The organism is Blautia sp. HCP3S3_D9, assembly GCF_052063845.1.
In the GTDB taxonomy this organism is placed as follows: domain Bacteria; phylum Bacillota; class Clostridia; order Lachnospirales; family Lachnospiraceae; genus Blautia_A.
Genome location: NZ_JBQHWS010000094.1, coordinates 1 through 14,052, shown reverse-complemented (window position 1 = coordinate 14,052; position 14,052 = coordinate 1). Strand labels below are relative to the sequence as shown.

General features: G+C 41.8%; 9 protein-coding genes and 3 pseudogenes. 6 read left to right on the top strand and 6 right to left on the bottom strand.

Annotation, left to right across the window (positions count from 1 at the left end):
• The 3 genes and pseudogenes from ACTNES_RS15115 to ACTNES_RS15105 form a co-directional block, all read right to left on the bottom strand.
• Positions 1–552 (bottom strand): annotated as a pseudogene (locus ACTNES_RS15115) (hypothetical protein); the annotation flags it as partial.
• 399 nt (positions 553–951) lie between these two features.
• A complete protein-coding gene (locus ACTNES_RS15110; protein WP_291805947.1) occupies positions 952–1,152 on the bottom strand; it encodes a hypothetical protein in 201 nt (66 codons plus the stop codon).
• A complete protein-coding gene (locus ACTNES_RS15105; protein WP_441039966.1) occupies positions 1,121–2,872 on the bottom strand; it encodes an IS1634 family transposase in 1,752 nt (583 codons plus the stop codon). The genes ACTNES_RS15110 and ACTNES_RS15105 overlap by 32 nt, the downstream gene beginning before the upstream one ends.
• Positions 2,873–3,044: 172 nt before the next feature.
• Here ACTNES_RS15105 and ACTNES_RS15100 point away from each other — a divergent pair.
• Both ACTNES_RS15100 and ACTNES_RS15095 read left to right on the top strand, forming a co-directional pair.
• A pseudogene (locus ACTNES_RS15100) lies at positions 3,045–3,491 on the top strand (alpha-amylase family glycosyl hydrolase); the annotation flags it as partial.
• Positions 3,465–3,737 (top strand): alpha-glucosidase C-terminal domain-containing protein, encoded by a 273-nt coding sequence (locus tag ACTNES_RS15095; RefSeq protein WP_441039968.1) that lies wholly within the window; start codon positions 3,465–3,467, stop codon positions 3,735–3,737. The pseudogene ACTNES_RS15100 and the gene ACTNES_RS15095, both read left to right, overlap by 27 nt.
• Before the next feature lie 139 nt (positions 3,738–3,876).
• Here ACTNES_RS15095 and ACTNES_RS15090 read toward each other — a convergent pair whose 3' ends face one another.
• Complete coding sequence (locus ACTNES_RS15090; protein ID WP_291805790.1) at positions 3,877–5,535, bottom strand: glycoside hydrolase family 13 protein; 1,659 nt, start codon at positions 5,533–5,535, stop codon at positions 3,877–3,879.
• 248 nt (positions 5,536–5,783) lie between these two features.
• Positions 5,784–7,148: an MATE family efflux transporter gene (locus ACTNES_RS15085; RefSeq protein ID WP_441039964.1), complete on the bottom strand. Its 1,365-nt coding sequence runs from the start codon at positions 7,146–7,148 to the stop codon at positions 5,784–5,786.
• Between the two features lie 324 nt (positions 7,149–7,472).
• Here ACTNES_RS15085 and ACTNES_RS15080 point away from each other — a divergent pair, with 324 nt between their 5' ends.
• Positions 7,473–8,366 (top strand): LysR family transcriptional regulator, encoded by an 894-nt coding sequence (locus ACTNES_RS15080; RefSeq protein ID WP_291805785.1) that lies wholly within the window; start codon positions 7,473–7,475, stop codon positions 8,364–8,366.
• 175 nt (positions 8,367–8,541) lie between these two features.
• On the opposite strand, the gene ACTNES_RS15075 is transcribed toward ACTNES_RS15080, so the two are convergent.
• Positions 8,542–10,917, bottom strand: coding sequence for a phosphoketolase family protein (locus ACTNES_RS15075; protein ID WP_441039962.1), 2,376 nt, complete (start codon positions 10,915–10,917; stop codon positions 8,542–8,544).
• A 495-nt stretch (positions 10,918–11,412) separates the two neighbouring features.
• On the opposite strand from ACTNES_RS15075, the pseudogene malQ reads away from it, so the two are divergent.
• From malQ to ACTNES_RS15060, 3 genes and pseudogenes are all read left to right on the top strand, one after another.
• Positions 11,413–12,918 (top strand): annotated as a pseudogene (malQ, locus tag ACTNES_RS15070) (4-alpha-glucanotransferase).
• Positions 12,919–13,107: 189 nt separating this feature from the next.
• Entirely contained in the window at positions 13,108–13,281 is a 174-nt protein-coding gene (locus tag ACTNES_RS15065; RefSeq protein WP_291817886.1) for a hypothetical protein, read from the top strand.
• Positions 13,271–13,801, top strand: a complete 531-nt coding sequence (locus ACTNES_RS15060; protein ID WP_216460386.1) for a DUF3877 family protein — start codon at positions 13,271–13,273, stop codon at positions 13,799–13,801. The genes ACTNES_RS15065 and ACTNES_RS15060 overlap by 11 nt, the downstream gene beginning before the upstream one ends.
• Positions 13,802–14,052 lie beyond the last annotated feature (251 nt).

Sequence of the window (14,052 nt, the reverse complement as noted above, 5' to 3'; positions counted from 1 at the left end):
TGTTCCAAGTACTACGTCGTAACCAGTTGCGTTTGCAGCTGCTTTGTATGTTACTTTGATAGTAGATCCGCTTACTTTAACGTTTGTGATAACTGGAGCGTCCGGTGTGATTGCGGATACAACGAATGGATATGCATTTGACCAGTCGCTGAATACTTTCTTACCGTTCTCGTCACGTTTCCAAGCGTGGCAGTATGCGTAGTATGTTTCCTGCTGTACATATTTGAATGTAGTAGATGTCTGTACCTGGTTTTTGTTTACAGATGTATAATCTTTGTTTGTGATGCAATCACGGTCTGTAGAAATTACATAGTCATAACCTGCAGCGCCATCAGCTTCACCAGAAAGGATTACAGTTGCTTTGTTACCAACAACATTTACTTTGCTGATCATTGGAGCATCTGGTTTTTCATTCTCTGCTTTGCCTGTAGCATTAACTGTCTTAGAACCAGTATAGTTCTTAGATGTGCTGTTAGCAGTTACAGTATATGTTCCATCGCTGTTCTTAGTAGATGTATACTCTGTTGTAGGAACTGGGATATAACCGTTCATAACAGTTACAACACCGTCTACAACCTTAACATCACAGTCTTTGATATCTTTTTTGTCAATGCTCCAAGCTGCATTTAATGCAACCTGTGAACCAGTGTATCCGCCAAGACCTTTAACGATAACGCCGTATGCTTTTCCATCTGTAACATCTGTGCAATTAGCAATTTCTTTATATGAAGCTTCTCCATACTTTCCAGTATAGAATTTCAGTTCATAATCTTTTCCTTCAACAAGAGTCTGACCTTTAATCTGAACCAGAACTTCTGGTTTAACAGCAAGACCGCCTGCATAAGTACCATTTTTTACAGAAACATTCTTTTCTTGCTAACTTCCCATGTTTTTCCTACTCAAACCAAAACGCGCCATCAATCACATGCTGTGAATGATGGCGCTAACTGTTTATGCACTCTCAAGAAACGCCAGGATTTCGGCTCTGGTTTTTGAACTTTTTGCGATGGCTTCTAACAGCTCTTTCTTCTCAGCATAGAGGCCATCGAGTTCATCGGTCAGTCTATCGCATCTTTCTTTCAGTTTTCTCAGTTTTTCCTCGCATTCGAGAATCTTATCATCAATCGATTTTATCGTCTTCAATCGTGCCATATTCATCTTCCTCCTTTTCAGGCCTTTCGGCATGCATTAATTCTTTACCAATCGCCAGAGCTCGTGCTTTTGCATCTGCCTCGTCAATTCCGAAAGATCCGAGTATCGTTTTCTGTGTAGCTGTGATTGCATGATCCAGCTTATAGTTTCCACCAGGCTGCCTTATTAACTCAATCTTTTCCAGTTCTCTCAAAGCAGCTGGAACTGTCATGAAGTTCGGACGGTTGATCATCTCAGCTTTTCTTTTTCTAAGCTGTGTGTAAATCTTGCAGCGTATGATCAAGGCAATGAAAGCTACAAATACTTTTCCCTCAAATGTATTGCTGCCGGATACTCTGAGTGTACGGTTACCCAGGAAAGATTTATCGCTGCAGAACAGTTTTTCAGAAGTATCACGGCTCTTATACAGAAGCAGAGCATCTTTTGCTGTCATCTTCCTGGATGTTACTATGGCGAAGTAGCCACAGAGCTTCAGTTCTCGTTCGATTACATCCGCCTTCTCCTTATAACCATACAGGATCTGCTTTCCGTTCTTTTCATGATAGGTCAATTCGTAATAATGAGTATACTTCTTTGGAAGCGCAGCCTCTTTCCCTTTACATTTATTCATGGCTTCTTCCATGCGGCGGAGTTCGTTTTCCAGCTGGGTACGTTCAGCACTTTCACGCCTGATGCTGTGGTACAGGTGGAACCATCGTTCAACTTCATCATCCGCATACAGTTTTGACTGAAGTGTCATGCCGTATGTTTCGTATTCATTGATATAACAGGCTCTTTTGGTCTCAAATGTGCCTTTCTTGTCAAGAATCAGCTGATTTACAAAGGAACCGCGTCCCTTCACCATGATTACAAAGTCATACCTGCATTTATCCATAAAGGCGATGTTATCTCTGCTGAAATAGCCTCTGTCCAGAACAAATCCAATGTTTTTATATCCGTATCCCTGAAATTTCTCCAATACATACTGCAGCTGCGAAACATCAACAACACTTCCGGGGTAGCTTTCGTATAACAACGGTTCCTGGTTCTTAAGGTCATAAGCTATCGCATAATTAACGATTGGAGCTCCGATATCTTCCTTTGGATGACCGTATTCTGCCTTCTCCACGTCGCCAGCCTTGCAGTTCTTATTCGTAGAATCATAGGAGATATAAATTTTCTCACGATGGTTTCTTTTTTCATTCCAGTCATTAAGAAAAGCAATTCGTTCATCTTCACCGATTTCAGACAGAAATATGGATATAGTTGAATCACTGTATACCTTATGACCAGGGGTCAGCACTGGATGATTGTATGCATAATCAGGATAATACTGGGCTGCATTGTTCTCACTGATAATGGAATACGCTGCCAGATCCAGGAGCAGTCCTTTTCCACGGTCGTCCCAGCTGCCCAGGTAGTTCTGAAGTTTATAATCGTCAATGATCTTTTTGATTACAAGAAAAGCTCCGACACGAATACAGGAACTTCTGGAAGCATCCTTCTCTGTATCAGGAAGCACAACATCCGGAAAATATTTTTCGAAGTTTGGATTTGGATACATCATGGTTGGATCAGAAGGATCCATCTTTCCGATGGTAGTACGCAAAGGGACGTTGTATTTCTTCTCAGGAATATATTTTCTATCGTAAGTGTATTCGATGTAAGTGACATCCTTACGCTTGTTTTTGGAGATTTTGCCGGTGTTTTCCGGGATTTTTACTAAAAAATCGTAGTACATTTTTTCACCTCATAAGTTAGAAATCCTACTCAATAAGTATAACAAAGAATCCGCACATTTGCAAGAGAAATGTGCGGAAAACGTTGATTTTATAAGGAAAATCCCAGTTTGGTAATATAAGAAATCAGATTGAGTATGACAATTCCTGGGAAGTTAGCAATTATTCTGGTGTAATCATGATCAGCCTCGTATTGTTTCAAGAATGGGAGATGAAAACCGCTGCTGGAAAGAATCTGCCAAGATGCTTGCCGCTGCTGTCCACATGATGAGAGGAACTCCTTATATTTATCAGGGAGAGGAACTGGGAATGACAAACGCCCATTATACAGATATTTCTCAGTACCGCGATGTGGAAAGCCTGAATTATTATGAGATTCTTCTCTCACAGGGAAAGACAAAAGAAGAGGCCCTGAAAATCCTTGCATCCAAGTCCAGAGATAATTCCAGAACTCCAATGCAGTGGTCCGCTGAGAAAAATGCCGGTTTTTCTGATGCAGACCCATGGCTGGGAGTACCGGAGAATTATAAGGAAATCAATGCAGAGAAAGAAACAAAAGAAACAGATTCTATTTATTCTTTCTACAGAAGACTGATCGAACTGAGAAAAGAAAAGAAAGTAATTTCTGAAGGAAGTATTGAATTTCTGGAAAGAGAAAACGCAGATGTTCTTGCATATAAGAGAGCATATGAGAAGGAAGAAATTATCGTTTTCAATAATCTTACAGGAAAAGAAATCACAGTACAGATGCAGCCGGAGTGGAAAGAGTATCATAAACTGCTGGGTAATTATCCGGATGATTCTGCAAACATTGACGGAGAAAAGCTTGTGCTGAGGCCATATGAAACTCTGAGTCTTGAGGCATAAGATTACGGGAAACAGAGTAAAAATATATCGTATCATTATTTTTTGCTGATTTTAACCGAATCAAGTAAGTCTGTTGCAAACGGAAAAAAGAGTCAGAAATGACTCTTTTTTCTACGTTATGGAAATGATAACGATTCATTTAATGAAGCTGAAAAACAACAGTTTCGTAAGGCTTGAGCACCAGTGTTCCATTACCGTATTCCACTTCGTTTTCACCGTAATTGGAGATGATAACAGGAGTATCATACGGTAATTCAATATTTTCAGCGGCATAATCGAACTTCTGCATGGATGCAGAAAAGTTATGCACTGCCAGCCATGTTTCGTTCTGATAATTTCTGGTATAGGCAATTATCGGACCTTCTTCCGGGCAGCAGAGTTTGAAATCGCCATGAGCCATTATCGGATGTTCTTTACGCAGTGTTATGAGATTCTGGTAGAATCTGAAAACAGAAGAGTCGTCTTTCATCTGGCTTTCTGCGTTAATAAGCTTATAGTTTGGATTGACACCAAGCCATGGAGTATGCTCGGAAAATCCGCCGTTTGGACTGTCATTCCACTGCATCGGAGTTCTTGCATTATCACGACTGATACTCTGGGATTCTGCTAATGCTTCTTCTGGGGAGGAGCCATTTTCAATCATGGTTTTATAGTAATTGCGGGTATCAATGTCATCATAATCATCGATAGACGGGAATGCGACATTGGTCATTCCGAATTCTTCACCCTGGAAAACAAATGGGGTTCCCGGAAGTGTATGCAGATAACATGCCAGCATTTTGGCTGATTCTGACCAGAATTCTTTATCATTTCCATAGAGGGAAACCTGACGTGGTTTGTCGTGGTTGCTTAAAAATCTTGCCCACCATCCGTCTTTTTTCAGAGTTTCATAATCTTTTTTCAGGTCGCGTTTCAGCTTCTCCGGTGACCAGGTCTGGATTTCTACGATTGGAGGAACAAACGGGATTGACATATTAAATTCTTTGCTTGCAGCACTGGAATAGTTGATGGCATCCTGTTCATTATTGATGTTGACTTCTCCGACACTCATCAGATTGTCAGGGGTCATGGTTGCAGCAACCATTTCACGGATGTAGCGGTGAGTTCCTTCAAGGTTTACACATGCTACAGTACCGATCGGTTCATTCATATCTGCACGTCCGTCCAGACCTTTGTCCAGATAGCTGATGGCGTCAATGCGGTAGCCGTCGACACCTTTCTCATTCCAGAAACGGATGATATCAAAGATTTTCTCTTTGGTTTCCGGATTATCCCAGTTCAGATCCGGCTGTTCTCTGGCAAAGAAGTGAAGATAATACTGTCCTCTTTCCGGGACATATTCCCAGGCACTTCCGCCGAATACAGACATCCAGCAGTTCGGGGCACCTCCGTCCGGGGCAGGGTCACGCCAGATATAATAATCGCTGTAAGGATTATTGCGGGATTTCCTTGATTCCTGGAACCAGATATGTTTGTCAGAAGAATGGTTCAGAACCAGATCCATGATAATGGCGATGCCGCGTTCATGTGCGCCGTCGCGGAAAGCTTCCCAGTCTTCCATGGTTCCGAATTCTTCCATGATCGCGAAATAATCGGAGATATCGTAGCCGTTATCCACATTCGGAGAAGCGTAGACAGGGGACATCCATACGGCATTGATGCCAAGCTCTTTCAGATAATCTAATTTCTCAATCATTCCCTTCAGATCTCCGATTCCGTCATTGTTTCCATCTTTAAAACTTCGAGGGTAAATCTGGTAAATGACCAGATCTTTGTACCAGTCTTTTGTGTGTTTCATATTTCCACCCTTTCGTCTTTTTGCATAAATAAATTCTGAATTTATTATATTGTATTGTGCAAAAAAACGCAATATAGAAAACATAGAAAGAAAATATAGAAAAGAAAACACATAAAAAACGGTTATTGTATCCTGCCTGGAGGAACAATAACCGTTTGAAATAATTATAGAATTATGAAATCAGGAGCAGATAGCGAAGCATATTGCGGATATCCCCCGACTTATCTGTTTCTTCAATAATGTATGATTTATGCAGAAACCGAATCCCTGAAATCTTTCCGGAACAGTAATGCAGCTCCGGCAATAAATACAAAGCAGACTACCCAGGTAACCGGTTCACAGACACATACCGCCAGGTATCCCTTTACCGGTTCGATCCAGAAGGCAAAGATAACTTTACCGATCAGTTCCAGAGCACTGCACAGCAATGGAGAGAGCTGATGGCGCATTCCCTGAAGGGCATTTCGCATAATAACAAGAAATGCCATAGGCGGGAACATGGCGGTGCTGATTCGGACATAGAGAAGTGCATTGTCAATCACTGTCGGGTTATCGCTTCCTGTGATCAGCCGCACTGCGTAGGGAGCTATAAAGACTGAGAAAGCTACTGCGATCAGCCACCAGATCAGGTAAAGGCCGAACGCAACTTTGATTCCTCCCCAGATGCGGGAACGTTTTCCTGCTCCGTAATTCTGACTGGAAAAGGTTGCAGCACTGCTTGCCAGGGCAGTTCCCGGCATCATGAACAGTTCTGCGAGCCTGCGTCCTCCGACCTGAGCTGCGATGTATACGTTTCCGAGAGCATTAATGCTACTCTGCAAAATAACACTTCCGATACTGAAGATCGCATTCATCAATGCCATACTCATACCGGTAAGAACCATATCAAGGACAAAACCGGATGGTACATGCAGGTCAGAGCGTTCCGGGCGAAGCTGCGGATAATTTTTTATAATGTAAAAGAAACAGAGGACAACACTGATTGCCTGAGCGAGGATCGTAGCAGATGCAGCACCCTGGATTCCCAGATGCAATGGTCCCATAAACAGGATATCCAGAATCACATTGATCACACTGCTGATGATCAGAAAAATCAGCGGAGTAATACTGTTTCCGATTGCGCGCAGGAGACCGGATTCTGTGTTATACATCATGGTCAGCGGGATTCCTGCCAGGATTATTGTAATATAGCTCATAGCGCCTGCAAAAGTATCTTCAGGTGTCTGAAGAACATGCAGAAGCGGATAACGGAAAATAAGGAATCCGGCAGTCATTATGAGTGCAGTTACGAATGACAGAATGATCATCCAGCAGGCTGATTTTCTCATTTCATTCATTTCTCCGCTGCCGAACCAGCGGCTGACCGGAAGGGAAAGACCATTGGTCAGTCCGATGCAAAAGGAAGTGATGAGGCTGTATAATGCGGCGGTAGCTCCGATCTGAGCCAGCGCATTATCGCCAAGTAAGTGTCCTGCAATTGCTGTATCGGCAAGATTATAAAGCTGCTGCAGCAGGCATCCGACGAAAATTGGAAATGCAAACGCAAGCAGAAGCCTGGGAATGTTTCCCTTTGTCATGTCCAGGACACGGCTTTTAGTGGTGGTTTCAGACATAAAAAATCTCCTTAAATCGTTGGTACTGAAATGATACGGGAATTCGTATTCGGTGTAGAGCCACGTAGCGAAGCGAACTACGAATATCCTCCCGAAAAAGAATTGTGCAATAAAAAAATGCTGTAAAGCCAGCACTTTTTGTATTGTGGGTTACATATAAATATTGTTTGGCTTCTGTCAGAAAATGGCTGAACAGAAAAATGATCAAATGACCAAGAGTAATTATAAAGCCTGCGAAAACGATTGTAAAGATTGTATGGAAAAAAATTTTATGTTAGAATATGCGTGTAAAAAAGGACTTGATGATGACAGACGGAGAAGAAAATGAACGCGAATTTTGAGTATTATAAAGTTTTTTATTATGTATCCAAGTATGAAAATCTGACGAAAGCGGCATCAGTTTTAAAGACCAGTCAGCCTGCGGTGACAAGGACGATACACAACCTTGAAAATATACTGGGATGCAGATTGTTTATCCGAAGTAAAAGCGGAATGAAACTGACACCGGAGGGACGGATTTTTTATGAATATGTGGCTGCGGGATGTGCGCAGTTTTTTAAAGCGGAAGATAATCTGAATAATCTGATCAGTCTGGAAAATGGAACCATCTATATCAGTGCAACAGAGACGGCGCTTCACTGTTATCTGTTTGAAGCTGTCAGAGACTTTAATATTCAATATCCGAATGTCCACTTTAAGATACTGAATAACAGTACGACGGATTCTGTCAATGCATTGAAAGAGGGGAAAGTAGACCTTGCGGTTGTGTCGGCGGCCTTACAGGTGGCAGAGCCACTGAAGATGAAAGTTGTGCGAAAGTATAAAGAAATTCTGATCAGTGGAAGCCGCTTTTCAGAACTGAAGGGACGGAAGACTTCGCTGGAAGAACTGTCTGCCTATCCATGGATCAGCCTGACTTCTGAGGCAATCACCAGAAGATTCCTGAATGCGTATTTTGCGAAAAATGGCTTACAGTTTTCGCCGGATGTAGAGCTGGCGACTACGGATATGATTCTTCCGGCAGTACGTTACAATATGGGAATCGGATTTCTGCCGGAGGAGTTTGCAAAAGATGATCTGGCATCAGGGAAAGTTTTTGCAATTGATGTAAACGAGACCTTTCCGGAGAGAAGCATTATTCTGATCCACGATACGGAATATCCACAGAGTATTGCGTCGAAAGCATTTCAGAAATTTCTTTCGGACAGAGAAAGGTAGAATGTTCAGAGGGAACATATAGATTAGCTGCCCTGTCTGAACGTTTGAACAATTGCCATCAGGAAATCCATATTATAGGAATCCCTGATGGCTGATTATATTTATAAGGAATTTATCATTGTCTGGGTGATCAAAAATCATTCTCCTGATCTGTAAATAAAACCGCGATCAGAGATTATTTATGCCACTCCCAGTTTCTGATCTCTTCAAGATCCTGGCCGTATTCAGCAATGTACTGTTTGTGCTCAACAAGCTTGTCGTTCATCTTCTGGATTAAGTAAGAACCTTTGTTTCCAAGCTGTGGCAGATGCATGATGGCATCTTTTACAAGGTTGAAACGGTCGATCTGGTTCTGTACACGCATATCGAATGGAGTAGTGATAGTACCCTCTTCCTGATATCCATGAACAGATACATTGTGGTTATGACGACCATATGTAAGTTCGTGGATCAGTGTTGGATATCCGTGGAATGCAAAGATAACCGGTTTGTCTTTTGTGAAGATTGCATCGTACTCTGCATCACTTAAGCCGTGTGGATGTTTGTGATCGGATTCCAGTTTGAACAGGTCGACAACGTTAACAACACGGATCTTAAGTACTGGCATTTCATAACGAAGGATAGTAACTGCAGCCATGATCTCAAGTGTAGGTGTATCACCGCAGCAAGCCATAACAACGTCTGGTTCTTCACCACGGTCATTGCTTGCCCACTCCCAGATACCGATACCCTGTGTGCAGTGCTTAACAGCCTGCTCCATAGTCAGCCACTGGCAACTTGGATGTTTGGAAGCTACGATCGCATTTACATAGTTCTTACTCTTGATGCAGTGATCGAAGCAGGAGAGTAAGCAGTTAGCGTCTGGTGGTAAGTACATACGTACCACGTCTGCTTTCTTATTAGCGATGTGATCCAGGAATCCAGGATCCTGATGTGTAAATCCGTTGTGGTCCTGCTGCCATACGTTGGATGTCAGGATGAAGTTCAGGGATGCGATCGGCTGTCTCCAGGAAAGCTGGTTGCAGACTTTCAGCCATTTTGCATGCTGAGCTGCCATGGAGTCAACGATACGGATGAATGCTTCATAGCTTGCGAAGAAGCCGTGACGACCTGTTAACAGGTAACCTTCCAGCCATCCTTCACACATATGCTCGCTGAGCATACTGTCCATGATACGTCCGTCTCTTGCGAGGCAGTCGTCAGTATCAAGCATTTCTGCATTCCAGTCACGTTTCTGATATTCAAATACTTTGTACAGACGGTTGGACATACTTTCGTCTGGTCCAAAGATACGGAAGTTCTTGTTCTCTTCATTCAGTTTGAAGATGTCACGGATGTATCCGCCAAGTTCGATCATATCCTGAGCTTTTGTTTTGCCTGGCTCTACTTCGATACCGTAATCACGGAAATCCGGGAGACGAAGGTCTTTCAGAAGAAGTCCGCCATTTGCATGTGGGTTGGCACCAAGACGTGCATTTCCCTTAGGTGCCAGTTCAGCCAGTTCAGGGATCAGACGTCCGTTTTCATCGAACAGTTCCTGCGGACGATAGCTTTCCAACCACTCTTTGAGAAGTTCAAGATGTTCTGGTTTCTCCATGGAGATCGGAACCTGATGAGCACGGAAAGAACCTTCAATCTGAAGTCCGTCAACAACCTTAGGACCTGTCCATCCCTTAGGAGTACGAAGGATGATCATTGGCCATACCGGACGCTCTGGATTATTGTTTTCACGAGCGTTCTTCTGGATTGCTTTGATCTCTTCGATTACAGTATCCATTGTCTCAGCCATCTTCTTGTGCATGGTCATTGGGTCGTCGCCTTCAACGAAGTATGGTTTCCAGCCGCAGCCTTTGAAGAAGCATTCAAGTTCTTCATGAGAAAGACGGGAGAAGATAGTTGGGTTGCTGATCTTATATCCATTTAAGTGAAGAATAGGAAGTACAGCACCGTCTGTGATCGGGTTCAGGAATTTGTTGGACTGCCAGGATGTTGCAAGAGGGCCAGTCTCAGCTTCACCGTCACCTACAACAGTAGTAGCGATCAGGTCTGGGTTGTCGAATACAGCTCCGAATGCATGAGCGATGGAATAACCAAGCTCACCACCTTCATTGATGGAACCAGGTGTTTCCGGTGCACAGTGGCTTGGAACTCCACATGGGAAGGAGAACTGTTTGAACATTTTCTTCATACCTTCCTCATCCTGGCTGATGTTAGGATAAACTTCGCTGTAAGAACCTTCCAGATAAGTGTTGGCGATCATGAAGTTTCCGCCATGTCCCGGACCGGAAAGCAGGATCATATCAAGATCATAACGTTTGATAACACGGTTGCAGTGTGCATAAATGAAGTTCTGTCCTGGTACAGTTCCCCAGTGACCAACGATTTTCTTCTTGATCTGGTCCATTGTTAATGGCTCTCTCAGAAGCGGATTGTCAAGAAGATAGAGCTGCCCGGCAGACAGGTAGTTAGCTGCACGCCAGTAAGCATCGATTTTGTCAAGCATTTCCTGATTTAAAGGCTGCTTTTCGAGACATAATTTGTTGTCTTCCATTTTCTTACCTCTTTCTTTGTCTTTGATGTGTATAACTTAAGATGTCGAAGATATCTGTCGAAGAAGCTTTCATAAGTTGGTTAATGACAAGTGTTTCTCAACAGATAAGTTGGAGTGTTACTTTGTTATTTTTTTTAACCGAGCACATCCTATCATATCAGAAACGAAACGTAAAATAGCAATATTGCATTATAAATATAACTTTTTGATATGGATGGAAGATGAGTAAGAGATTCCCAAATGTTAAAAAAGATTTGATTGGAAAATTATTGACATTTAATATGAAACATGTCGGAAAGAACTGATTGCTGATTAGTGATTTTCACGAAAAAATGAATAATGCGAAAGTTATATTGCAATTTGCACAAAAAATAGATATAATAAAAAAAATAATTGCGCATAAGGTATATAAAAGCTGCTTATATGGAATCCGACAAGCGTTTCAGAATAAAGTATAAGTGGCAAAAGTGAAAGATCACGAAGGAGATAAGAATTATGGGAAAAAGAGCAGCCGGAATTTTACTGCCGATCAGCAGTCTGCCATCAGACTATGGAATCGGATGTTTTTCCAAGAGTGCATATGAATTTGTAGACTGGTTAAAGGAAGCAGGACAGACCTATTGGCAGATTTTACCACTGGGACCGACAAGTTATGGAGATTCTCCGTATCAGTCATTCTCTACATTTGCAGGAAATCCGTATTTTATTGATCTGGATGCACTGGTAGAAGAGGGCGTTTTGGATAAGAAAGACTGCGAGAAAGTAAATTGGGGAAAGAAGATCGACGATGTAGATTATGAGAAGATTTACAAAGGCCGTTATCCGCTTCTGAGAAAAGCATATGAGAACAGTGACATCAGCAAGAATCCTGATTATCAGAAATTCGTAGCAGAGAACAGCTGGTGGCTTTCTGATTATGCTCTGTTTATGGCAGTAAAAGATCGCTTTGAAGGTGTAGAGTGGACAAAATGGGCAGAGGATATCAGACTCCGCTGGAATAATGCCATGGATTATTACCGTGAGGAATTATATTTTGATATTGAGTTCCAGCAGTACATGCAGTTTAAGTTCTACGAGCAGTGGATGAAGCTGAAATCTTATGCAAACTCAAAGGGAATTCAGATCATCGGAGACATTCCGATTTATGTTGCCATGGACAGTGCGGATGCATGGGCGCATCCGGAGCTGTTCCAGCTGGATCAGGACAATGTACCACTGGCAGTGGCAGGATGCCCGCCGGATGGATTCTCAGCAACTGGTCAGTTATGGGGAAATCCGCTGTATCGCTGGGATTATCACAGAGATACCGGATATCAGTGGTGGATTTCCAGAATGAGTTACTGCTTCAGACTGTATGATGTTGTAAGAATCGATCATTTCCGTGGATTTGATGAATATTTCTCAATTCCATACGGAGATAAAGATGCAAGAGGCGGACACTGGGAAAAAGGTCCCGGTATTGATCTGTTCCGTAAGATCGAGCAGGCGCTTGGATGGAAACAGGTTATCGCAGAGGACTTAGGATACATGACAGATTCTGTACGTCATCTGGTTTATGAGAGTGGATTCCCGGGAATGAAAGTTCTGGAATTTGCGTTTGACTCCAGAGATTCCTGATGTGCCAGTGATTATCTGCCGCACAATTATCCAGAGAACTGCGTGGCATATACAGGAACTCATGACAATGAAACGATCGTGGGATGGTGGAAGAGCATCACAGCAGCAGAGAGAAAACTTGCAAGAGATTATCTGTGTGATCATGCAACACCGGAAGAAGAACTGTATAAATGCTTTATCAGTCTGATCATGCGAAGCGCAGCACGTGTCTGCGTAATCCCAATGCAGGATTACATGGGACTGGATAACAGATTCCGAATGAACAAACCGTCTACAGTAGGCACGAACTGGAAGTGGAGAATCAAGAAGAGAGATCTTACAAAGAAACTCCAGAAAGAGATTCATGATGTGACATTGCGTTATGGGCGTAAGAACTGGGATTAAGTACATATTGAAATAATGTAAATGATAGCAGCGTTTTGGATATAAATAATATCTGGAACGCTGTTTTGATATAGTGGAAATTTTGCAGGAATCTTTTACTATATTCTAATCAGATCAAATAAGGCTCTGTTTTTTAATTGAAAATATCCACGTGATGTTTTGGCCAGAGCCATTTTCCGGGGAGAAAAAATGGACAGTATTGAGCAGACTTTATTTTTGTACGAAAAAGAAAACATTGGAATTGTTTTGATGGGTATACAATTGAGAAAGAAATCCATTGATTTTCGGGCAATGTCTGATAAAATATTAACCAGAAAAGAGCAAAAAAAGGGATTTTCAGGAGGATTAAAACATGAATTATAATAGATTAGAAACCAGTCTGATCGATGTGATCAAAGAGGAACAGGCGAAGCTTGGATATATGAAAGAGAAGATCAGTCTTTATTATCCGCTCAGTTCCCTGAATCATTTCTTTGGAAGTGAGGCAGATGCTGCAGGCATGATGGAGATTTTAAAAGATTTTCCTTCCTATATAGAAGAGAAATTCGGAGAAGTTGTAGTTTCTCACAGAGGAGACCGTTTCTGTTTTACTGTTTCGGATAAAGCTTCAGAATATGTGCATAATAATATGAAAGATAATGAATTTATCAAGGCATTGATCGAGCTGGTTGGCAGACATGGATGTACGATGGATGAGATTAAAGAACTGTTTCATTCTTATTCAGATAAGATCGTTACGGAACCGATGGATAATGGCGAATTTGATGTGATGATTCGCTTTGACGATGGATCAGATCCTTACTATTATTGTTTTAAAGATGAAGGATGCCATATCATTTACCATAGATTCCTGCCGGAAGACTATGCGGATTTTGAATTCTGATTCAGGCATTTAATAGCAAAAAAGAAATATTTTTATTGATTGAACAGGAAATCTTCCAACTGCCGGATCGACGAAATTATATGTAACATTTGCAATAAAAGTATGTTATTTTTTTGTCAAATACTTACAAAAATAAACCGAAATTCGATATTGACAGATACTCTCAATAATGGTAATTTTTATTTGACTTAATGTTTTTCATTACTATAGAAACTGTTAAGAAATCTGCTGACAGAAACATAAAACTGGCA